This is a genomic window from Thioclava dalianensis (assembly GCF_000715505.1).
Classification (GTDB): Bacteria; Pseudomonadota; Alphaproteobacteria; order Rhodobacterales; family Rhodobacteraceae; genus Thioclava; species Thioclava dalianensis.
Window position 1 is genome coordinate 57,156 of sequence record NZ_JHEH01000017.1, and the last position, 19,778, is coordinate 76,933.

Annotated in this window: 25 protein-coding genes; 8 read left to right on the forward strand and 17 right to left on the reverse strand. The window is 63.2% G+C overall.

Going from position 1 to position 19,778, the window contains the following annotated elements:
* Window positions 1-102: 102 nt before the first annotated feature.
* Entirely contained in the window at window positions 103-516 is a 414-nt protein-coding gene (locus DL1_RS13465; RefSeq protein WP_038067195.1) for a GNAT family N-acetyltransferase, read from the reverse strand.
* Window positions 513-1,655, reverse strand: a complete 1,143-nt coding sequence (gene dapE, locus DL1_RS13470; RefSeq protein ID WP_038067197.1) for a succinyl-diaminopimelate desuccinylase — start codon at window positions 1,653-1,655, stop codon at window positions 513-515. Before dapE ends, DL1_RS13465 begins: the two co-directional genes overlap by 4 nt.
* 413 nt (window positions 1,656-2,068) lie before the next feature.
* Between dapE and DL1_RS13475 the strand changes: the two genes are divergently transcribed.
* Complete coding sequence (locus DL1_RS13475) at window positions 2,069-3,172, forward strand: Hint domain-containing protein (protein ID WP_038067199.1); 1,104 nt, start codon at window positions 2,069-2,071, stop codon at window positions 3,170-3,172.
* Window positions 3,173-3,194: 22 nt separating this feature from the next.
* On the opposite strand, the gene DL1_RS13480 is transcribed toward DL1_RS13475, so the two are convergent.
* Complete coding sequence (locus DL1_RS13480) at window positions 3,195-3,953, reverse strand: sulfite exporter TauE/SafE family protein (protein WP_038067202.1); 759 nt, start codon at window positions 3,951-3,953, stop codon at window positions 3,195-3,197.
* A gap of 217 nt (window positions 3,954-4,170) precedes the next feature.
* Here DL1_RS13480 and DL1_RS13485 point away from each other — a divergent pair, with 217 nt between their 5' ends.
* The 3 genes from DL1_RS13485 to DL1_RS13495 are packed head-to-tail and all read left to right on the forward strand — an operon-like array spanning window position 4,171 to window position 7,454.
* A complete protein-coding gene (locus DL1_RS13485; protein ID WP_051693556.1) occupies window positions 4,171-5,835 on the forward strand; it encodes an acyl-CoA dehydrogenase family protein in 1,665 nt (554 codons plus the stop codon).
* A gap of 59 nt (window positions 5,836-5,894) precedes the next feature.
* Window positions 5,895-6,893 (forward strand): NAD-dependent epimerase/dehydratase family protein, encoded by a 999-nt coding sequence (locus DL1_RS13490; protein ID WP_038067205.1) that lies wholly within the window; start codon window positions 5,895-5,897, stop codon window positions 6,891-6,893.
* A gap of 57 nt (window positions 6,894-6,950) precedes the next feature.
* Complete coding sequence (locus DL1_RS13495) at window positions 6,951-7,454, forward strand: GNAT family N-acetyltransferase (RefSeq protein ID WP_038067208.1); 504 nt, start codon at window positions 6,951-6,953, stop codon at window positions 7,452-7,454.
* Here DL1_RS13495 and recO read toward each other — a convergent pair.
* Window positions 7,445-8,167, reverse strand: a complete 723-nt coding sequence (recO, locus tag DL1_RS13500) for a DNA repair protein RecO (RefSeq protein ID WP_038067210.1) — start codon at window positions 8,165-8,167, stop codon at window positions 7,445-7,447. The two genes, DL1_RS13495 and recO, sit on opposite strands and share 10 nt — an antisense overlap.
* An 85-nt stretch (window positions 8,168-8,252) precedes the next feature.
* Here recO and DL1_RS13505 point away from each other — a divergent pair, with 85 nt between their 5' ends.
* Window positions 8,253-8,876 (forward strand): Pr6Pr family membrane protein, encoded by a 624-nt coding sequence (locus tag DL1_RS13505; RefSeq protein WP_038067213.1) that lies wholly within the window; start codon window positions 8,253-8,255, stop codon window positions 8,874-8,876.
* Here DL1_RS13505 and DL1_RS13510 read toward each other — a convergent pair.
* The 10 genes from DL1_RS13510 to DL1_RS13555 form a co-directional block, all read right to left on the reverse strand.
* Window positions 8,866-9,201 (reverse strand): DUF1491 family protein, encoded by a 336-nt coding sequence (locus DL1_RS13510; protein ID WP_038067215.1) that lies wholly within the window; start codon window positions 9,199-9,201, stop codon window positions 8,866-8,868. The two genes, DL1_RS13505 and DL1_RS13510, sit on opposite strands and share 11 nt — an antisense overlap.
* Before the next feature lies 1 nt (window position 9,202).
* On the reverse strand, window positions 9,203-10,111 hold the full coding sequence (era, locus tag DL1_RS13515) for a GTPase Era (protein WP_038067218.1): 909 nt from the start codon (window positions 10,109-10,111) through the stop codon (window positions 9,203-9,205).
* The gene (gene rnc, locus DL1_RS13520; protein WP_038067220.1) at window positions 10,108-10,794 is read right to left on the reverse strand and encodes a ribonuclease III; all 687 of its coding nucleotides are present in this window, start codon (window positions 10,792-10,794) and stop codon (window positions 10,108-10,110) included. Before rnc ends, era begins: the two co-directional genes overlap by 4 nt.
* On the reverse strand, window positions 10,791-11,576 hold the full coding sequence (lepB, locus tag DL1_RS13525; protein WP_038067223.1) for a signal peptidase I: 786 nt from the start codon (window positions 11,574-11,576) through the stop codon (window positions 10,791-10,793). Before lepB ends, rnc begins: the two co-directional genes overlap by 4 nt.
* A gap of 53 nt (window positions 11,577-11,629) precedes the next feature.
* Window positions 11,630-12,031: a holo-ACP synthase gene (gene acpS / locus DL1_RS13530; RefSeq protein ID WP_038067224.1), complete on the reverse strand. Its 402-nt coding sequence runs from the start codon at window positions 12,029-12,031 to the stop codon at window positions 11,630-11,632.
* Window positions 12,028-12,489: an ABZJ_00895 family protein gene (locus DL1_RS13535; RefSeq protein ID WP_038067228.1), complete on the reverse strand. Its 462-nt coding sequence runs from the start codon at window positions 12,487-12,489 to the stop codon at window positions 12,028-12,030. Before DL1_RS13535 ends, acpS begins: the two co-directional genes overlap by 4 nt.
* 5 nt (window positions 12,490-12,494) lie before the next feature.
* Window positions 12,495-13,238, reverse strand: a complete 744-nt coding sequence (locus DL1_RS13540; RefSeq protein WP_038067230.1) for a pyridoxine 5'-phosphate synthase — start codon at window positions 13,236-13,238, stop codon at window positions 12,495-12,497.
* A gap of 81 nt (window positions 13,239-13,319) precedes the next feature.
* Window positions 13,320-13,967: an RluA family pseudouridine synthase gene (locus DL1_RS13545; RefSeq protein WP_038067233.1), complete on the reverse strand. Its 648-nt coding sequence runs from the start codon at window positions 13,965-13,967 to the stop codon at window positions 13,320-13,322.
* Window positions 13,968-14,003: 36 nt separating this feature from the next.
* Window positions 14,004-14,387: a GFA family protein gene (locus DL1_RS13550; protein ID WP_038067235.1), complete on the reverse strand. Its 384-nt coding sequence runs from the start codon at window positions 14,385-14,387 to the stop codon at window positions 14,004-14,006.
* Window position 14,388: 1 nt separating this feature from the next.
* Window positions 14,389-14,841, reverse strand: coding sequence for a GAF domain-containing protein (locus DL1_RS13555; RefSeq protein ID WP_038067238.1), 453 nt, complete (start codon window positions 14,839-14,841; stop codon window positions 14,389-14,391).
* A 137-nt stretch (window positions 14,842-14,978) separates the two neighbouring features.
* On the opposite strand from DL1_RS13555, the gene DL1_RS13560 reads away from it, so the two are divergent.
* Window positions 14,979-15,323 (forward strand): STAS domain-containing protein, encoded by a 345-nt coding sequence (locus tag DL1_RS13560; protein WP_038067241.1) that lies wholly within the window; start codon window positions 14,979-14,981, stop codon window positions 15,321-15,323.
* Window positions 15,316-15,825: an ATP-binding protein gene (locus tag DL1_RS13565; protein WP_081856347.1), complete on the forward strand. Its 510-nt coding sequence runs from the start codon at window positions 15,316-15,318 to the stop codon at window positions 15,823-15,825. The genes DL1_RS13560 and DL1_RS13565 overlap by 8 nt, the downstream gene beginning before the upstream one ends.
* A gap of 44 nt (window positions 15,826-15,869) precedes the next feature.
* Here DL1_RS13565 and hspQ read toward each other — a convergent pair whose 3' ends face one another.
* Window positions 15,870-16,196, reverse strand: coding sequence for a heat shock protein HspQ (gene hspQ / locus DL1_RS13570; protein ID WP_038067244.1), 327 nt, complete (start codon window positions 16,194-16,196; stop codon window positions 15,870-15,872).
* Between the two features lie 192 nt (window positions 16,197-16,388).
* Here hspQ and DL1_RS13575 point away from each other — a divergent pair, with 192 nt between their 5' ends.
* A complete protein-coding gene (locus tag DL1_RS13575) occupies window positions 16,389-16,964 on the forward strand; it encodes a transglycosylase SLT domain-containing protein (RefSeq protein WP_038067248.1) in 576 nt (191 codons plus the stop codon).
* Between the two features lie 22 nt (window positions 16,965-16,986).
* Here the strand turns inward: DL1_RS13575 and DL1_RS13580 are convergent, their stop codons facing one another.
* On the reverse strand, window positions 16,987-17,583 hold the full coding sequence (locus tag DL1_RS13580) for a LolA family protein (RefSeq protein WP_038067250.1): 597 nt from the start codon (window positions 17,581-17,583) through the stop codon (window positions 16,987-16,989).
* A 107-nt stretch (window positions 17,584-17,690) separates the two neighbouring features.
* A partial coding sequence (locus DL1_RS13585; RefSeq protein WP_248642592.1) for a DNA translocase FtsK occupies window positions 17,691-19,778 on the reverse strand: 2,088 nt, incomplete at its 5' end.

Sequence of the window (19,778 nt, forward strand, 5' to 3'; positions counted from 1 at the left end):
CCGGAGGGGATAAAGAGTCAGAAAACAGAGGGGCGCTGCCCCCGCCCGTCAAAGCCTGTGGCTTTGCCTGTCTCCCCCGGGATATTTACATCAAGAGGAAGATCAGAGCGCCATTTCCATGTCCTTATGCGCGATCCCGGCATCGTCATATTCCGCGCCATAAGCCGCAAAGCCCAGACGTTCGTAAAATCCAATCGCATAGCACTGCGCCGAGAGATAGGCGCGTGTGCAGCCGATCTCGCGCAGCCGTGCACAGCTTTCCCGAACGAGCGCCGCGCCAAGCCCGGTGCCACGTGCCTCACGGACAACGCAGATCCGACCGATCTTGCCGGTCTCGCCCACGCGGATCAGCCGGGCGGTCCCCAGAGGCGTGTCCTCCTCATGCGCGAGAAGATGGATGGCATCGACGTCGAGATCATCCCATTCGTCGGGCTCTGCGATGCCTTGCTCTTCGATGAAGACCGCCCGGCGCAGCGCATGGCAGGGCGCGAAATCGGTAACCTGTTCAATGATCATGCGAAATAGTCCTTCAATATGCGGGCATAGATCTGTTTGAGCGTCGCGATCTGCGCGATCGGGACCTGCTCGTCGATCTGGTGCATTCGGTCGCCCACAAGACCGAATTCGACGACCGGGCAGTGATCCTTGATGAAGCGCGCATCCGAGGTGCCGCCCGAGGTGGACAGTTCAGGCACCGTCCCGGTCTCGTCCGCGACCGCCTGTGCGACCAGATCGACGAAAGGTCCGGGCAGCGTCAGAAAGCTCTCGCCCGAGATATCGGGGGTGAGCGTGAGGGTAACACCGCTTTCGCGCGCGATGGTTTGGGCCAGATCGCTGGCCCATTTGATCAGCGATGCGCCGCTATGGGCATCGTTGAAACGGATATTCACGGTGGCCGTGGCGCGGGCCGGGATCACGTTATTGGCCGGATTGCCGCAATCAATCGTGGTGACTTGCAGCGTCGAGGGCTGGAAATGCGCGGTGCCGGTATCGAGGGGCTCGGCGGTCATCTGGCCCAGCAGATCCACCAGCGCATGCAGGGGGTTCAGCGCGCGATGCGGATAGGCTGCGTGGCCCTGCCGACCCTGCGCCTCGATGCGAAATGTCAGCGAGCCGCGCCGCCCGATCTTGATCATTTCGCCCATCACCTCGGGGCAGGTCGGCTCTCCCACAAGACACACCGACATCGCCTCGCCCTGATCGGCCATGTAATCGAGCAAGGCGCGGGTGCCATCACGGCCCGGCCCTTCCTCGTCACCCGTGATCGCAAGCACGATGGCCCCGTCGGGCGGCGTGTCACGCACGTGATCTATCGCGGCGGCGGCAAAGGCGGCCACGGCGGTTTTCATATCCTGCGCACCGCGCCCCCAAAGGATTCCCTCTTCGATCTCGCCGCCGAAGGGATCGCGGCTCCAGGCTGCGGTATCGCCTGTCGGGACCACATCGGTATGGCCGTTGAACCCAAAGCTGCGCGCAGCCCCCTTTTCGCCCCAACGCGCAAACAGGTTGGGCGTGCCCGCGCGGTCCACGCGGGTGCAGTCAAAGCCCGCCTCGCTCAGCAGCTCGCCGAGCAGAACCAGCGCGCCGCCCTCTTCGGGGGTAACCGAGGGGCAGCGGATCAGATCGGCGCTCAGGGCGATGGCATCGGTGGTCATTGGCACTCCTTGCAACACTTGGCCCAAGGCTTAGACCGCCGCGGCGCACTGGGCAATGGCTGTTGCCGCTTGGACACCGGCGGTTCGTCGCATCAGCAAGCCTCTCGCCTTTTGCTAAAAACCTGTCATGATGGAAAAAAACGCACCCCGAGGCAGGGTGACACGAGCAGGGCAAAAGCCCCGACAGACGCAGTCAAGGCCGAATGGCCCGCGAGATGCGGCAATCGCCGTGCATGTGTTGCGCTGCCTTCGAGAAGATCGGAGGCACGAATGGCAGGACAATATTCGAAGCCCGTAGCAAACCGGGATCGGCGCATTGCGGGCGCGTGGCATCAGCGTGCCGCCGTGGCGCAGACAGGCCTTTCGCTCCTCCGGACGCCTCGTTTGAGTACCTCGCAGGCAGGGGGTGAGGCATGAGCGAGAGCAAGGGCTGGATTGCCGCCCATGACCCGACGCACGGCTCTTTCCGCTTTACTGATCGCCCGCTGCCCGTGCTGCTGCCTCAGGGCACCTTGATGCTCGAGTTCAATCTCGTGCGAGGCGAGACCGGGCCGCTCTCGCTGGTTCAGCTGGAGCATCGCACCGCCGCGTGGCGTGCTTTCCTCTCGCTTTCTCTGGACGGTCATGGACGGATCACGCTGACTCAAAGGCGGGGCGATGAGGTGCGGTCGATCTCGCTCGATGCGAGCGCGGAATTGATGACCGGTGGGCGGATGCGGATGAGTTGGCGCTGGGATGGGCCCGGTCGGGAAGGGTTGCTGACGCTCAAGGCGCTCGATCACGGCAGTCTGCGGCAACATTCCATCAATGCGCCCCTGCCGATGACGCGCGATGAAGCGATGGCGCTGGTCAGTGGCGACGGGCGGGCGCGTATCGGCCCGCGCGTGATCTGGCTGGCGATCGGGGATCACCTGCATCCGCTGGGCCCGGGCGCCTGCTTTGCGCCCTCCACGCCAATCGAGACGCCGAACGGTCCGCGACCGGCCGCGCATCTCAAGGCGGGAGATGAGGTGCTGACCGCAGATGCCGGGGTGCAGGAAGTGATCTGGTCGGGCCGGGTCTCGCTGCCCGCGCTGGGACAGCTGCGCCCGGTGCAATTGCGCGCGCCGGTCTTTGCCGAGACCCGCGATCTATGGCTTTTGCCGCAGCATCATATTGCCGTGGGCGGGCCATCGGTCGATTTCCTCCTCGGCGAAGACAAGGTTCTGATCGAAGCGCGCCATCTGGTGGATGGCTGCACCGCGCTGCAACCTGATCGCCCCGCCCTGTTGAGTTGGCAGGGGCTGCTGCTGCGCGGGCACCATTTGTTGATCGCCGATGGCTGCGAAATCGAGAGCCTGCAAATCGGCGGCCTCGCCCGGCGGCCTCTTCTGGCAGCGACCACCGCACTCTCGGCCTTGGCGCGGGCGGGTACCTTGCCGCTGCATAGCAAGCCTGCGATCAAGATTGCCAGCGAATACGAGGCGGCGACGCTGGCCTCCGCGCGGCGTCAGAGAAGTGGGCCGGTGGCTGCCTGAGCCGCGCGCGCCCTCCCCCGGGTCAGCCCATCAGTGCGCGGCGCACCAGATTGGCCCCCGCAATTGCGAGCAGGATCAGCGTCAGGCGGCGGAACATCACCGGGTCCAACCGGTCTTGTGCTGCAAATCCGAGCCGCTGCCCAAGCAGTGCGGGCGCGACCATCAGCGCCGAAAGCGGGATGGTCTGCGCATTGAGTACGCCCGAGACGAGATGCGCGCCGGCCAAGATGATCGCCCCGATCAGGAACACCACGCCCTGAATGCGCACGGCCTCTTGCTTGGGGGCCTCAATCGACAAGAGATAGACGATGAGCGGCGGCCCCCAGATCCCCGAGATTCCGCCATAAAGCCCGCCGATCACGCCCAGCCCCCCTTCGGTCAGGCGGCGGTGGTGCATCGGCAGGATCAAGGGCTTGCCCGAAAGCTGCCAAAGCGCGAAGGCCACGATCGGCCCGCCCAGCAGCCCATACATCACCCCTTGCGGGACCGTCTGCACAAAACCCGCGCTGATCGGAATGAAGAGGACGATCATGGCGATGAAGATCCGATAGCTGCGGATCGAGCCCCAGGCCGCGCCGATGCCTTGCCGCGACGCTTGCAAGATATTGGTGACCAGCGTGGGCAGAATCAACAGCGCAAGGGCCAGCTCTGCGGGCAGGAACGACGCGAAGCTCGAGAGCATGATCATCGGCATGGCAAACCCCACCGCGCCTTTGACGAACCCCGCAAACAGTGTGACAGCGAGCGCAACGGCGATCTGCCAAATCTCCATTCCAGCCATGGCGGCCTCCCTTTTATGAAGGGTTCTAGCGGGTTTGTCGGCCAAGGCCAGCCTTGCGTGACGCCGACGCCTAAGCAGGTGGCATTTCAGCACTGGCCCCCGCGAAAAATTTCGTTGCGACACAATTGATCGATTTCAGCTTTTTACGCGCATTTTTATTGCGCTGTGACTGCAAACACCCTATCCATGATGCAACCGCAGAAACGGAGGCCGATTCATGGCGCATGATGGAGCTGAAATGCCAATGACGATCATCCTCGATGACATCACATCCCTCAGCGGGGCCTGCCTGCCCGAGCTTGAGGCGCTTGTCGCGCGCGCGACCGAGGCGCTCCGGGGCACAGTCACACGCGACGGGCGGGTTTCGGCCACGGCTCTCGAGACGCATCAATATCAAGCGCATGGGGTGGCATGGCTTGCGACTTATCACCAGGCGCTGGTGCAGCTTCACGCCTGGGCGCTGCGGCTCTCTGAGGCGGGCACGCTGGGCGATATGGAGCGGCTGATCTTGCAGATCGGGTTCGGCGAGTATCTGGCCCAGATCGCGGGCGGCCTGCAGATGAATCAGGGCGAGATGGTGCGCCTGTCGGATATGGGGATCGACTGGACCCCATCCGACGCCGCAGCGACGCTGATTGCGCAGGGCAATTCCAACGCCGCGCGCATGGCGCTGGTGGCGCTGATCCGCGATGTGCAGGGCCGCTCGATCTTTGGCCAATCCGGGCTGGATGACGAGCTGGAGATGATCCGCGAGCAATTCTACCGCTACGCCGAGGACCGGGTGAAGCCCTTCGCCCATGAATGGCACCTCAAGGACGAGTTGATCCCGATTTCGGTGATCGAGGAACTGGCCGAGCTGGGCGTGTTCGGCCTGACCATCCCCGAAGCCTATGGCGGGCTCGGCCTGTCCAAGGCCTCCATGGCCGTGGTCACCGAGGAACTCTCGCGCGGCTATATCGGCGTGGGCTCACTGGGCACGCGCTCCGAAATCGCCGCCGAGCTGATCATCTGCGGTGGCACCGAGGCGCAAAAAGAGAAATGGCTCCCGGGCCTTGCAAGCGGCGAGATCCTGTCGACGGCGGTGTTCACAGAGCCCAATACCGGCTCGGATCTGGGCGCCTTGCGCACCCGCGCGGTCAAAGATGGCGACGATTGGCTGGTGACTGGCAACAAGACCTGGATCACCCATGCCCAGCGGACCCATGTCATGACGCTGCTGGCACGCACCGACCCGGAGAGCATCGATTACAAAGGCCTGTCGATGTTTCTGGCCGAGAAAGAGCCGGGCACCGATGACACTCCCTTCCCGACGCCCGGCATGACCGGCGGCGAGATCGAGGTGCTGGGCTATCGCGGCATGAAGGAATACGAGCTGGCCTTTGACGGGTTCAAGGTCCGGGGCGAGAACCTGCTGGGCGGCGCGGAAGGGCGCGGTTTCAAGCAATTGATGGAGACCTTCGAGAGTGCGCGAATTCAGACCGCCGCGCGCGCCGTGGGCGTGGCGCAATCCGCGCTTGAAAGTGGCATGCAATATGCCATCGACCGCAAGCAATTCGGCAAATCGCTGATCGCCTTTCCCCGTGTCGCCTCCAAGCTTGCGATGATGGCCGTGGAAGTGATGATTGCCCGCCAGCTCACCTATTTCTCGGCTTGGGAAAAGGATCACGGGCACCGCTGCGACCTTGAGGCCGGGATGGCGAAGCTGCTGGGGGCGCGGGTCGCGTGGGCTGCGGCGGATAATGCGCTGCAAATCCATGGCGGCAACGGCTTCGCGCTGGAATACCAGATCTCGCGCATCCTATGCGACGCCCGGATCCTCAATATCTTCGAGGGCGCCGCCGAGATTCAAGCACAAGTGATTGCGCGGCGTCTGCTCGGGTGACTTGACTTCAAAGCACCACCTCCCAGAGTGAACCTGTAAGTTCACTCTGGGAGAGCACCATGGCCCGCACGATCCTTGTCACCGGTATCACCGGCTTTATCGCCAAGCGCATCGCCTATGATCTGTTGGCGCGCGGCGACACGGTGCGCGGCACGCTGCGCAAAGCGGCGCGTGGCGATGAGGTCCGCGCCGCGATGCATGGGCTGCCCCCCGAAGCGCTTGAGCGGCTGAGCTTCGTTGAGGCCGATCTGATGGACAATCGGGGCTGGGCAGCTGCGATGGAAGGTGTCGATGCCGTGTTGCACACCGCTTCGCCCTTTCCGCTGAGCAAGCCCAAGGATGAGATGGATATCATCTCGCCCGCCGTCGAGGGCACCAAGCGGGTGCTGCGCGCGGCCCAGAAAGCGGGCGTGACGCGGGTCGTGCTGACCTCTTCGATGGAGGCGGTGATGCATGGCGTCTCGTCGAAGCCGATGACCGAGGCGGATTGGTCCGACCCGGAGGCCCCGTCCTGCAGCCCCTATACGCGCTCCAAGATCTTTGCCGAACGCGCTGCGTGGTCCGTCGTCGAGGATCATCCCGAGATGCAGCTGACGGTGATCAATCCCGGTCTGGTCTGCGGCACTCCGATGGATCGCCATACCGGCTCGTCGGTGGCGGTGATCGAGCGGATCGTGGCAGGCCGGGATCCGATGCTGCCCGATCTGGACCTGCCGGTGGTCGATGTGGCCGATGTCTCTGCGGCCCATATCGCGGCGCTCGATCACGCCGAGAGCATCGGAAGGCGCTATATCTGCGCCGAGCGTTTCATCTCGTTTCGCGACATGGCCGCCGCAATCAAGGTGGCCCTCCCTGAGCGCCGGATTGCCCAGAAAGTCGCGCCGAAATTCCTGCTCTCGCTCCTTGGCCTGTTCGACGCGCAGATCGCGCTGATCCTGCCGCTGGTCGGCAAGAAGATGACGCTCAGCCATGCCGCCGCGACCCGCGATCTCGGCATCACATTCGTGCCAGCCGATGAGGCAGCGGTGCGCACCGCGCAGTTCATTGCTGCGAAATGACGCTTGCGCGGCGCGGGCCAACCGGCGAAACCTGTGCCCAAGACAGGGAGAGTGCCGATGATCCGAGACGCCACGCAGGACGATGCAGCCGCAATCGCCGAGATCTACAATGACGCCGTGCGCCACACGACCGCGATCTGGAACGACATCGAGATCGACGCGCAAAATCGCAGCGATTGGATCGCAGATCGGCAGGGCGCGGGCTATCCGGTGCTGGTCTGGGAAGAGGCGGGGCGCGCGGTGGGCTATGCCAGCTTCGGCCCGTTCCGCCCGCATGATGGCTATCACCTGAGCGTCGAGCACTCGGTCTATGTCCATCGCGACCATCGTGGCGGCGGCAAAGGCGCACAGATGATGGCGGCACTGATCGATCGTGCGCGCGAAGGCGGCTTTCACGTCATGGTGGGCGCGATCGACGCCAGCAATGAAGGCTCAGTCCGGTTGCATGAACGGCTGGGCTTCCAGCATATCGGCACCATGCCGCAGGTGGGCAAGAAGTTTGGCCGCTGGCTTGATCTGGCGCTGTTGCAACTCGTGCTCGACGACCGCGCTCAGCCCTGACGCGTCAGCAGATCCACGAGCCGCTGGCGCGCTTCGGGCAAGGGGCGGTTGCCCAGATCCGGGGCCAGCTTCTCGCCCAGAAAATACCCGGTCAGCCGCAGGCCCTGCGCGATCTCGGACGGGCTTGCAGGCCCTTGCCCCAACAGGCACAGCGGCAAGGGCAGCAGGCGCTGCGCCCACTCGCCCGCCCCCGCGCGCGAGACGGCACGCCCGCTGCGCGGGCTGACAAAGGCCAGATCCTCGCGCGTGCCGGTCACCGCACAGCGGCTCAGATCGAGCCCATAGCCCATCTCCTCCAGCAGGGCCAATTCCCAGCGCAGATAGGCCACGGCCCAGTCTCCGCCCTCTGCGAACAGATCGAAAAGCCCTTCCGAGGCCGCAAAGACGCCGGCATGCGCCTCGCGCTCGGGCAGGGTGAAGCGCAAGAGCGCGCATGTTGCGTTCAAGCCCGCCAGCGCCAGCCGGTCCGACAAAATCACCGCGCGGCTTTGCAACGGCTCAATCGTATAGGTGCCAAGTTGATCTTCGAGCCGGGCGCGCCACGTCACGCTCGCGCGGTTGCCGGGCTGCAAGATCCCCGCCATCTTGCGAGACGCACCGCCGCGCACCACCCCGGCATGCCGCCCGTGGCTTTCGGTGAACAGCTCTACGATCACCGAAGTTTCGCCATGCGGGCGCGCCGAAATGATCGTGCCGAAATCCTGCCAGTCCATCGCGCGACTATCGTCTTCGTGACGTTACGGCGCAAGCGGCTTCGTGAATTGCCCGAAGGCAAGGTGCGGGGTTAACGTGCACGTCATGAACCGCTTTAGCTATGCCTTTTGTGCCCTGATCGCATGTGTCGAGATCGCCGCGTTCGGCGTGAGCTTTCTCAATGATATGCAAAACAATCCCGCCGCCACGGTCCCGTTGGGCGTGCTGTGGCTGATGTTTCGCTACTTCACGATCTGGACGAACACCCTAATCGGCCTGGTATTTTGCTACATAGTGCTGCGTCGGCGCATGCTGTCCCCGGCATGGCTGGGCGCGCTTGTGCTTTGGATCTTGATCGTCGGACTGGTCTATCACCTGCTCTTGGCGACGGGGGCGCCGCTACATGGTTTAGACTGGTGGTCGAATACGCTCTATCACAGCGTGGCCCCGGTGCTGGTGCCGATCTGGTGGCTGTTCTGCGCGCCCAAACGCGGGCTGCGAATGCGTCATGCGGCGCTGTGGCTGATCTGGCCCGCGCTCTATCTGGTCTATGCGCTGATCCTCGGGATCGAGACCAGCTTCTATCCCTATTTCTTCCTCAACACCGAAAAGCTGGGCTGGGGCGGCGTGGCGCTCTGGTGCGTCAAATTCCTGATCGCCTTGTGGCTAGGGGGCGCGGCCATCGTGTGGATCGGGCGCGTGCTGGGCTGGCTGCGGCTCAGTCGCTGAGCCCGTCCTCGTCCAGAAGCGTGCGCCCGTCGCGGCTCTCGATCTCGATCACCCAGAGATCGGGGTCAAATCCACGCTGGCGGGCGATGGAGGCATCCACCTCGCGCTCAGGCCCGTCATGCAGCTCCATCCAGACGCTGGCGCCGCTCATCAGATCGGTGCGCCGTTCGTAGCTTTGCGCGGTCCCGTCGAGGCGGGCGCATTTGATCAGCACCGCGCCCGAGCTTTGCTGCCCATGCGCCGTCACATAGGCGGGGATATTGGCCAGCTCCAGACGCTTGAGATAGGCGCGCACCCACAGATCGGTCGTGAGCCGCGCCGCCATCTCAGTTACCGTCCTTGAAATCGAGCCCCATCTCGGAATAGCGCTCGGCTTCATCCAGCCAATTGGGCCGCACCTTGACCTGCATGAACAGATGCACGGGGCGGTCGAGGAACTCGATCAGCTCCAGACGGGCGGCCTTGGAGATCGCCTTGATCGTCTCGCCCTTATGGCCAAGGATAATGCCCTTGTGGCCATCGCGCGCGACATAGATCAGCTGGTCGATCCGTACCGAGCCGTCTTCCCGCTCTTCCCAATTCTCGGTCTCCACGGTGAGCTGATAGGGCAGCTCTTCATGCAGCCGCAGGGTCAGCTTCTCGCGGGTGATCTCGGAGGCGATCATGCGCAGCGGCAGATCGGCGATCTGATCCTCGGGATAGAGCCACGGCCCCTCGGGCATCTCGCCCGCAAGCCACGCTTTGAGATCGGCCACGCCATGGCCCTTCTCCGCCGAGATCATGAAGGTCTTGGTGAACGGATAGGCATCATTAAGCTGCGCGGTCAGGCCCAGCAGCGCATCGGCTTTCACCTTGTCGATCTTGTTGATCGCGAGCGCCACGCGCAGATCCTCGCGCTGGCGGAGCGCCTCGATGATCGCCTTGCCGCCTTCGGTCAGCCCGCGATGGGCCTCGATCAGCAGCACGACCGTATCGGCATCCGCAGCACCGCCCCAAGCCGCCTGCACCATCGCGCGGTCGAGCCTGCGACGCGGGCGGAAGATACCGGGCGTGTCGACGAAGACGATCTGGCTTTGACCCTCCATCGCGACGCCCCTGATGCGGGCGCGCGTGGTCTGCACCTTATGCGTCACGATCGAGACTTTCGCCCCGACCATCGCATTGAGCAGGGTCGATTTTCCGGCGTTGGGCTCTCCTATGAGGGCCACGAAACCGGCACGTGTGGGCTCTGTCATTCGCTCTCCTTCAGCCGGGCCAGCAAAACCTTGGCGGCGGCCATTTCGCCCTGACGCTTGGAGCCGGCCTGCGCGGTTTCGCGTGCGCCGTTGTCCAACAGGACTTCAATCGTAAATTTCGGGGCGTGATCGGGGCCTTCGCGGCCCGTGATCTCGTATTTCGGGGGTTGCAGGCCCCGCGCCTGCGCCCATTCCTGAAGCGCGGTCTTGGGATCGCGAGCGTCCTGCTCGACGCTTTCCAGCCGCGCCCCCCACAACCGCAGGATCAGCGCGCGGGCGCCATCAAAGCCGGTATCGAGATAGACCGCAGCAATCACCGCCTCCATCGCGTCGCCCAGCAGTGCGAGCTTGCGCCGCCCGCCCGTCATCATCTCCGACCGGCCCAGCTTGAGCACCGCGCCCAGATCGATCTGGCGGGCGACATCGGCGCAGGCCTCCTTGCGCACGAGCGCATTGAAGCGCGGCGCAAGCTGGCCCTCGGAGGCCGCGCGGTCGGCCTCGAACAGCGCCTCGGCCATCACCAGCCCAAGCACCCGGTCGCCCAGAAACTCAAGCCGCTGATTGTCGGGCCGGGTCGTGGTCGAGATCGAAGAATGCGTGAGCGCGCGCAGCAACAGTTCGGGCTTGGTGAAATCGTATCCCAGCCGCCTCTCGAAGGCTTTTATTTCCGCGCTCAGCTTCAATGGATCGCCTTGAAGAACCGGTCCGCACGCCACGTCCAGAAGTAGAACAGCGACCGCCCTGCCGAAGAGAACATGATGCGATCCGCGCGCCCGATGAGATTGGCCGCCGGCACGAAGCCCACACCGCCCACGGCCTGCGAAAAGCGGCTGTCCTCGGAGTTGTCACGGTTATCGCCCATCATGAAATACTCGCCCGCGGGAACGGTGAAGACCGGCGTGTTATTGGCATAGCCGGAATCGGTGATCTTGAGGATATCATGGCTCACGCCATTGGGCAGCGTCTCAATGTAGCGGTGCTTGATGCAAACATCGCCCTCACCCACCGGCGCGTTCGCGCAGCGCGGCATGAGCTGCTGGGGGCCTTGCGGTGCCATGATCTCTTTGAAATCGCCATCGGGCTTCTCCGGGACGGGCTTGCCGTTGATCAGCAGATGGCCGCCGGTCACCTGAATCGTATCGCCCGGCAGGCCGATCAAGCGCTTGATGAAATCGACATCCTGCGTCGGGTGACGGAACACGACGACATCGCCGCGATGGGGCGCGCGCGACAGGATGCGTCCCGAAATCGGGCAGGCCGAGAAGGGGCAGGAATATTTGGAATAGCCATAGGCCATTTTGTTCACGAAGAGGAAATCGCCGATCAGCAGCGTGTCCTTCATCGAGCCCGACGGAATCCAGAACGGCTGGAAGAACAGCGTGCGAAAGACGCCCGCAATCAGCAGCGCCCAGAAGATCGTCTTGACGGTTTCCATGATGCCGCCGTCGGTTTTCTTTTTCGCCATTTTTCACTGCCCTTCATGAGATCCCGCTCTCCTTACCCGGCATCACGCGCGAGTCAAGAAAGCTTGCGTGCCTCGATTACGACGAAGGCCTGCGCCCAGGGGTGATCATCGGTCAAAGTGACATGGATGATCGCCTCGTAACCCTCTGGCGTCATGTCGGAAAGTCGCTCTGCGGCCCATCCCGTCACCTGCATGACAGGCTGGCCGGTTGGCAGATTTGTGACTGCCATATCCTTCCAAGCGATGCCCATCCGCAACCCTGTCCCCAACGCTTTGGAGCAGGCCTCCTTCGCTGCCCAGCGTTTGGCATAGGTGCCAGCCACATCTTGGCGGCGCTCGGCCTTGCGCTGCTCGGTCTCGGTGAAGACGCGATTGCGAAACCGGTCGCCAAACCGCGCAAGCGTGCCTGCGATGCGCTCGATATTGGCCAGATCCGTGCCGATACCCAAGATCATCCGCCCACGCGGCCCTTCGATTTGCGCGGGGCTACCTTGCTTTGGTTCTTACCGCCAAGGCCAAAGAAATATCGGTTCAGCAAAAAGACCACGCCAAGGATCACCGAAAAAATAGCCGTGAAGATTCCAAGGTTTCGTGGGTTCGAAAGCCCGCTCAGCGCCTCGGCGATGCCCGGATCGAAGGCCGCCAGGACGCCCCCCAGCACCAGCGTCCCGACCGCGAAAATCACCAGACTCACGGTGGCAAAGCGCCATGCCTCGGGTTTTGTGGGTGCGCGCGCGGCGCTTTTGGCAAAGCTCATACCCGCGACCATCGATGCCGTCATGGTCGGGATCACCGACAGCGCAGAGCTGCTCAGATCGATGCCCGTGAGCCGCGCGATCAGCGTCAAGAGCACAGGCAGGGCGATCGAGAGACCGACAAACCAGAGGGTATAGAGCAGGTAGAGCGGACGCATCACCCTCATCCTCGCGCGGCCTCCATCAGCCTGCGCATATGCGTGATTGCGGGATCCAGACCAAGGAAAACCGCCTCTGCGATCAGGAAATGGCCGATATTGAGCTCGCGCACCTGTTTGATCGCCGCAATCGGGCCGACCGTGTCAAAACTCAGACCGTGGCCTGCATGGACCTCGAGCCCAAGGCTCGCGGCATAGGCGGCCCCGGCGCGAAGCGCCTCAAGCTCGTGATCGCGCTCGGCAAATTTCCCCTCGGCATGCAGGTCGCAATAGAGCCCCGTATGCAGCTCGATCACCTGCGCCCCGATCTGGGCCGAGGCCTCGATCTGCGCGGGATCGTGGCCGATGAACATCGACACGCGGATGCCCGCCGCAACCAGCGGCGCGACGAAATCGTTCAGTCGGGCGACGTCTCCGGCGACATCCAGCCCGCCCTCGGTCGTCACCTCTTCACGCTTTTCGGGCACGATGCAGCAGGCATGCGGCCTGTGGCCAAGTGCGATTTTCTGCATCTCCGGCGTGGCGGCCATCTCGAAATTCAGCGGCACCTTGAGCCCGGCCATCAGCGCGTCGATATCGGCGTCGCGGATATGGCGGCGATCTTCGCGCAGATGCGCTGTGATCCCATTTGCACCGGCAGCCTCCGCCATCAATGCGGCCCGCAACGGATCGGGATAGGCAGAGCCACGGGCATTTCTGATCGTGGCGACATGATCGACATTCACGCCAAGGCGCAGGGATTTGGGCATCGGAGCCTCCGCAGTCAGTTCGCGCAGAGTATGCCTGCCCGCGAGCGCGGGGAAAAGAGCGCGATTGTACCAGTTTATCCCCTAAAACGGGCAGGGCGCCGAGAAGCTCATATGCACGCCGCCATCGGGATGGCGAAAGCGCAGCGCCTCGGCATGCAGCATCAACCGGGGAAAGGCGCGCGCTGGTCCTTCGGCATAAAGCGGATCGCCCAAAATCGGGTGGCCCAGCTCGGCCATATGCACCCGCAGCTGATGGCTGCGCCCGGTGAGCGGCATCAGCCGGACCCGCGTCGTGCCGTCTTCATGGCGCATCACCCGCCAGTCGGTTTGCGCGGGCCGCCCGTTGACCGGGTCGACATGCTGGCGCGGACGGTTGGGCCAGTCGACGCAGAGCGGCAGGTCCACGGTGCCGGTCTGCTCAGACAGCTCGCCCCAGAGCCGCGCCTGATAGGTCTTTTTCGTCATCCGCTTTTCGAATTGCAGCCCGAGATGGCGCTGCGCATGCGGGGTCAGCGCATAGACCATCACCCCCGAGGTGTCGGTATCCAGCCTGTGCACCAGAAGCACCTGCGGATGGATCGCCTTGAGACGGCTCAGCAGGCAATCCGCCTTGTCGGGCCCTTTTCCCGGCACCGAGAGCAGCCCGGCCTGTTTGTCGACCACAAGAACCTCGTGATCGGCATGCAGGATACGCGGCGGCTCCATCGGCGGGTCATAGACATAGCTCATGAGGGCGAGATGCACCGCGTGCGCGCGCCGGTCAAGTCACTCGCATTGCTCGGGACCGTCTTCGATCTCGTAATAATCGGATTTATCCGCGACGAAGATGTGTTTGGCCGTGTGCAGCCCGGTCGGCAGATCCAGCGTGCCCGAGCCCACCGAGACGCGCGCCTCACCGTCCATCCGCCAAAACAGCGCACTGCCGCATTGGGTGCAAAAGCCGCGCTCTGCCTGCGCGGACGAGCGATACCACCGCAGCGCCTCATCGCCCGAGATCGCAAGCTGGCCTGCATCGACCTGCGTGGCCGACCAGTAATGCCCCGAGCTTTTGCGGCATTGCGAGCAATGGCATGCGACCGAAGGGCGCATTGGACCGGTGATCTCGTAGCGGACCGCGCCGCACAGGCATGAGCCGCGATGCGTGACCATCTCAAAGCTCTCCGAACACATCGGCGAGGATCGCCTCAAGCGCATCGGCATCGCGCTGCGTGAAGGCGTCAGGCTGATCGCTGTCGATATCGAGCACCGCGATCACGCCGCGCTTGGCGAAGACAGGGATCACCAGCTCCGAGCGGGTCGAGCTGGCGCAGGCGATATGGCCCGGAAATGCCTCGACATCAGCCACAAGCTGGGTCTGCCTTTCGCGCGCCGCCGCCCCGCAGACCCCGCGCGAGAACGGAATGACCAGACAGCCATGGCCGCCCTGATAGGGGCCGATCTTGAGCAACTCGGGCTCTGTGACGCGGTAAAACCCAGTCCAGTCAAAGCGATCATCGCTGTGATGGATTTCGCAGGCGAGCGTCGCCATCAGCGCGACCTCATCGGTCTCACCCGCCGTCAGCGCCGCGATCCGCTTGGCCAGATCTTCATAATCCACACTCATACCCGCCTCGTTTTCTCTGGTGTCACGCGCCGCGCGCCTGCACAGGTCAGCGCCGCATCGAATTCGTGCCCATGGATACCGAATGGTAAGCATTGGCGTCTAGTCTTGTCGCAGACAATCATAGTGCGGAGAGTCAGATGAACCTGTTTTCCGAAGCCTGCGAAGGGGCGCTGGTCGTGCATGTGCAAGAGGCACGGCTTGATGCCGCCGTGGCCATCGGCTTCAAGGAAAAAATGCGCGAAGTGACGTTGCAGCCCGGCGCGCGCGTGCTGCTCGACATGTCGCAGATCATGTTTCTCGACAGTTCCGGGCTGGGCTCGGTCGTGTCGGTGATGAAGGCGCTTGCGCCGAAGCGGTCGCTGGAGCTGTGCAGCCTGTCACCCAATGTCGCAAAGGTGTTTCGCCTGACCCGGATGGAGACGGTCTTTCCGATCCATGCCGATGTGGCGGCGGCCTTGGAGAAGGGGCCGAACTATGCTTGAGCTGCCCCGAAGCGCCCGAGCACAGTCTGACGCAGAAGACCCTCCGAGGATCTTCCATCACAGCTTCCCGGCCACCATGCTCGCGGTGCGCGATGCGCTGCGCGCGGCCCTGGCGCGCTTTTTGCGGCAAATGACGCCCGAAGAGGCCGGAACGCTCGAGCTGATCTTGGCCGAAGTGCTCAACAATATCGTAGAGCACAGCTATGCCGACCGTCCCACCGGCACGATCACCCTATCGATTGTGCGCGACAGGCGGGGGCTGTGCTGCTCGGTCTCCGATGATGGCAGGCCTTTGCCGCCCACCTGCCTCAGCGCGCTGAGCGAGGCACCGGAACGCCCCGATCCCAGCACGCTACCAGAGGCAGGGTTCGGATGGTTCCTGATCCGGGATCTGGTCACCGATCTTGGCTATTCGCGCGAGGGCGCGCGCAATTTGCTGGCCTTCCGTCTGCCGCTGGATCCTGCGCGCAAAGACGCCACAAACCCCGGATCTGCCATGTAAGTCACAGCGAAAGGCTACGCCCCCCGCCGGCGCGGCCTGCAGCCTTAGTTCAACTGGAACTGAAGCGAATAGGCGCCATCGTCATATTCGCCGAACAGTTCGGGCAGGTCGGGATGGCTCACAGGCTCCCCCGTCCGGTCAGCCACAAGGTTTTGTTCGGAGACATAGGCCACGTAAAAACTCTCGTCGTTCTCGGCCAGAAGATGGTAGAACGGCTGGTCTTTGCTGGGGCGCGCATTCTCGGGGATCGCGTCGTACCATGCCTGCGAATTCGAGAATTCGGCATCGACATCAAAAATCACACCCCGGAAGGGGTGTTTGCGATGTCGGACGACCTGACCGATGTGATATTTCGCTTCTGCGCTAAACATACCGCCCCCTAACGTGATCATGATAGAATGTGAAGCCGCATCCTGTCTATGTTTCCGCAAGGTTTTCGCAGGAAACAGTCTGTCGACCGATTAGCAAAGAGTCGCCCCCCATCCCGTCTTTGCGGTTTTCGAAACTGCAAAAACCGCTTAGGATGCCTTAAAACAACGCCGTCAGAGCAAAGTAGAGCAGTGATGAAGAAATTTCTTGCCCTCGGGCTGGTGCTTTTGGTTGCCGCCTGCGGTGGCCCGAAGGGACCGCCAGACAACCTTGACGACGCCTGCGCGATCATTCGCGAGCGTCCGCAATATTTCAACGCCATGCGCCGCACCGAAGCCCGCTGGGGCGTGCCGGTCGCCGTGCAGATGGCGACGATCCATCAGGAAAGCAAATTCGACGGCAACGCCAAGACACCCTATCAATTCGCACTGGGGATCATTCCGCTGGGGCGTCAAAGCTCGGCCTATGGCTACAGTCAGGCGCTCGACGGGACGTGGGAAGAGTATCGCGAGGACACGCATCGCTACGGCGCCAAGCGCAACCGGATCTCCGATGCCACCGATTTCATGGGCTGGTACATGGACGGCACGACCCAGAAGCTTGGCATCTCCAAGAGCGATGCGCGCGACCAATATCTCGCCTACCACGAAGGCCGCGCGGGATATGCGCGGGGGTCGCATCGCTCCAAGGCGTGGCTGCTTGCGGTGGCAAACCGCGTTCAGGCCCGCGCCCAGATGTATGACATCCAGCTCGAAAGCTGCCGGCGCTGAGCCTTTGGCGCGCGGGGAGCGCTTAGTTTCCCCGCGCGATTGCCCCATCAATCGAGAACAGCTGCTGGCTGAAATCCCCGCCTTTGGTGAGGTTATTCAGGATCGTCGTGGTCTTTTGCCCGTTCTGATCGGTGATCACCCATTGGCGCAGCTCAGTCGGATTTGCGGTGAAGACCAGCTGGATATTGCCGTATTCGGGATGCTCGGGATCTTGCGCGGTCACGATCGTCTTGGCGCCATCCGAGGTGTAGCCGGTGACCATGTTATTGCGCCCCAGATCGATATTGCGCGCCAAGATCAGATTGAGCGGCGTTTTGACCAGCGGGTATTGCTCGGGCGGCTGATTTGATTTCGGATCGAAGATCGCCACGCGGTTGGCCGAGGCCAGCACAAGGGTTTTGTTGGAATCGTACTGGAACCGCGCACGGCCCGGACGCTTGAGAAAGAATTTCCCCGTCGAGATCGAACCATCGGAATTGACCTGCGTGAAATCGGCCGAAGCCGTCTGCAAGCCATTGAGATAGCTCGAGATTGCGTTGAGCGAAATCTTCTCGGCCATGGCCGGAAGCGCGAATGCCAGCGTGAAAACGGCGGCCAGAAGGATGCGGATCTGTTTCATAGCCATAGATTTAGGCACTCCGTGCAAAAGGGAAAGCCCCGCCGCAACGCACGGCGGGGCTGAAGGGTCCATACTGCGCGCTTTTGCGCCGACCGAATGGGCTTGGTTTATTGCTCTGGCACAAGGATCTCGCGCTTGCCGACATGGTTGGCGGCAGACACGATACTTTGATCCTCCATCTGCTCCACAAGGCGCGCGGCCTTGTTGTAGCCGATGCCCAGCTTGCGCTGGATATAAGAGGTCGAGCATTTGCGATCCTTGATGACAATCGCCACGGCCTGATCGTAAAGCGCATCCTCGCCGGTGGTATTGCCGCCGGTGTTGAGCCCGAGCACCGCGTCGATATCGCTTGCGGTATCGTCATCGGGGCCTTCGACCACGCCAGACATATAGGCGGGCGGACCAAAGCTCTTGAGGTGGTTGACGACTTCCTCGACCTCTTCGTCAGAGACGAAGGGTCCGTGGCAGCGGGTAATCTTGCCGCCGCCCGCCATGTAAAGCATGTCGCCCATGCCCAGAAGCTGCTCGGCGCCCTGCTCGCCCAGAATCGTGCGGCTGTCGATCTTCGAGGTGACCTGGAAGGAGATCCGGGTCGGGAAGTTCGCTTTGATCGTGCCGGTGATGACATCGACCGAGGGGCGCTGCGTGGCCATGATCAGGTGAATGCCCGAGGCCCGCGCCATCTGCGCCAGACGCTGGATGCAGGCCTCGATTTCCTTGCCCGCGACCATCATCAGGTCGGCCATCTCGTCGACGATCACGACGATATAGGGGAAGGGCTCGGGCTGGAACTCATCCGTCTCGAAGATCGGCTCGCCGGTCTCCTCGTCAAAGCCGGTCTGCACGGTACGCTTGAACATCTCGCCATTGGCGAGGCTTTCCTTCACGCGGCCATTGTAGCCCTCGATATTGCGCACGCCCATCTTGGACATCTTGCGGTAGCGGTCCTCCATCTCAGAGACCACCCATTTGAGCGCAACCACCGCCTTCTTGGGATCGGTAACCACAGGCGAGAGCAGATGCGGGATGCCGTCATAGACCGACAGTTCGAGCATCTTCGGGTCGATCATGATCAGGCGGCACTCTTCCGGCGTCAGGCGGTAGAGCAGCGACAGGATCATCGTGTTGATCGCAACCGATTTACCCGAACCCGTGGTCCCTGCGATCAGCAGGTGGGGCATCTTGGCGAGGTTGGTCACGATCGGCTCGCCGCCGATGGTTTTCCCAAGCGCCAGCGGCAGCTTGATATTGCCATCCTCGAAATCGCGCGCGGCGAGGATTTCACGCAGCACGACCTTTTCGCGGTGATCATTGGGCAGTTCGATCCCGATGACCGAGCGGCCCGGAACGGTGGAGACACGCGCCGAGAGCGCCGACATCGAACGGGCGATATCATCGGCCAGACCGATCACGCGGCTGGCCTTCAGGCCCGGTGCCGGTTCCAGTTCGTACATCGTGACGACGGGACCGGGACGGACCGAGACGATTTCGCCCTTCACGCCGTAATCATCGAGCACGGTCTCAAGCATCCGCGCGTTTTCCTCCAGCGCCTCATCCGAGAGCTGGTGACGCTGGATCGTCGCGGGGTTGGTCAGCAGCGCCAGCGGCGGCTTCTCGAAGGGTTGGCTCGGGGCCTTTTCCAACGCCAGCTTGGGCTGGGCTTCGGCCACGGCGCGTTTCGAGGGCTGGATCGGCTTGGCTGCGGGCTGGACGACACGGCGGGTCTCGACCGGCTTGATCACCTGCCGGTCAAGGCCACGCGCTTGGGCGGGCAGCTCGGGCACATAGGCGTCCTCGCCCGTCTCATAGCCCTCGGGCACCCATTGGGTCTCGCCCGTGCCGGGATCAAACGCGTCCTCATGGCCTGCGTAGAAATGATCCGTCTGCATCTCCATGCCATCCGCGCCATCTTCTTCGGGCGCGACCCAGTCGGGATGGGTCCAGTCATGCTCGGCCTGCGGATCGGCGACGCGGCGCAGGCTGGGAGCTGCCTGCATCTGCGGTGCCTCTGGGGCCTGCTCGGCCTCATATGCAGCCTGAAGCGGCTGCGGCTCGTAGCTGGCCTGCGGCTCTGCAGGCAGCCCGGCATGAGCGGCGCGGCTCGGTGTCGGTGCCTGCCCCGGCATGTAGCGCGGCGTGGCTTGCAGCGGCGGCTCTGCGCGCAGGCGCGGTTCGGGACGCGGCTCGGGCGCTGC

Coding starts and splice junctions, on each gene's coding strand:
- DL1_RS13465 (WP_038067195.1), bottom strand. CDS start 516: ATGATCATTGAACAGGTTACCGATTTCGCGCCCTGCCATGCGCTGCGC.
- dapE (WP_038067197.1), bottom strand. CDS start 1,655: ATGACCACCGATGCCATCGCCCTGAGCGCCGATCTGATCCGCTGCCCC.
- DL1_RS13475 (WP_038067199.1), top strand. CDS start 2,069: ATGAGCGAGAGCAAGGGCTGGATTGCCGCCCATGACCCGACGCACGGC.
- DL1_RS13480 (WP_038067202.1), bottom strand. CDS start 3,953: ATGGCTGGAATGGAGATTTGGCAGATCGCCGTTGCGCTCGCTGTCACA.
- DL1_RS13485 (WP_051693556.1), top strand. CDS start 4,171: ATGGCGCATGATGGAGCTGAAATGCCAATGACGATCATCCTCGATGAC.
- DL1_RS13490 (WP_038067205.1), top strand. CDS start 5,895: ATGGCCCGCACGATCCTTGTCACCGGTATCACCGGCTTTATCGCCAAG.
- DL1_RS13495 (WP_038067208.1), top strand. CDS start 6,951: ATGATCCGAGACGCCACGCAGGACGATGCAGCCGCAATCGCCGAGATC.
- recO (WP_038067210.1), bottom strand. CDS start 8,167: ATGGACTGGCAGGATTTCGGCACGATCATTTCGGCGCGCCCGCATGGC.
- DL1_RS13505 (WP_038067213.1), top strand. CDS start 8,253: ATGAACCGCTTTAGCTATGCCTTTTGTGCCCTGATCGCATGTGTCGAG.
- DL1_RS13510 (WP_038067215.1), bottom strand. CDS start 9,201: ATGGCGGCGCGGCTCACGACCGATCTGTGGGTGCGCGCCTATCTCAAG.
- era (WP_038067218.1), bottom strand. CDS start 10,111: ATGACAGAGCCCACACGTGCCGGTTTCGTGGCCCTCATAGGAGAGCCC.
- lepB (WP_038067223.1), bottom strand. CDS start 11,576: ATGGCGAAAAAGAAAACCGACGGCGGCATCATGGAAACCGTCAAGACG.
- acpS (WP_038067224.1), bottom strand. CDS start 12,031: ATGATCTTGGGTATCGGCACGGATCTGGCCAATATCGAGCGCATCGCA.
- DL1_RS13535 (WP_038067228.1), bottom strand. CDS start 12,489: ATGCGTCCGCTCTACCTGCTCTATACCCTCTGGTTTGTCGGTCTCTCG.
- DL1_RS13540 (WP_038067230.1), bottom strand. CDS start 13,238: ATGCCCAAATCCCTGCGCCTTGGCGTGAATGTCGATCATGTCGCCACG.
- DL1_RS13545 (WP_038067233.1), bottom strand. CDS start 13,967: ATGAGCTATGTCTATGACCCGCCGATGGAGCCGCCGCGTATCCTGCAT.
- DL1_RS13550 (WP_038067235.1), bottom strand. CDS start 14,387: ATGGTCACGCATCGCGGCTCATGCCTGTGCGGCGCGGTCCGCTACGAG.
- DL1_RS13555 (WP_038067238.1), bottom strand. CDS start 14,841: ATGAGTGTGGATTATGAAGATCTGGCCAAGCGGATCGCGGCGCTGACG.
- DL1_RS13560 (WP_038067241.1), top strand. CDS start 14,979: ATGAACCTGTTTTCCGAAGCCTGCGAAGGGGCGCTGGTCGTGCATGTG.
- DL1_RS13565 (WP_081856347.1), top strand. CDS start 15,316: ATGCTTGAGCTGCCCCGAAGCGCCCGAGCACAGTCTGACGCAGAAGAC.
- hspQ (WP_038067244.1), bottom strand. CDS start 16,196: ATGTTTAGCGCAGAAGCGAAATATCACATCGGTCAGGTCGTCCGACAT.
- DL1_RS13575 (WP_038067248.1), top strand. CDS start 16,389: ATGAAGAAATTTCTTGCCCTCGGGCTGGTGCTTTTGGTTGCCGCCTGC.
- DL1_RS13580 (WP_038067250.1), bottom strand. CDS start 17,583: ATGAAACAGATCCGCATCCTTCTGGCCGCCGTTTTCACGCTGGCATTC.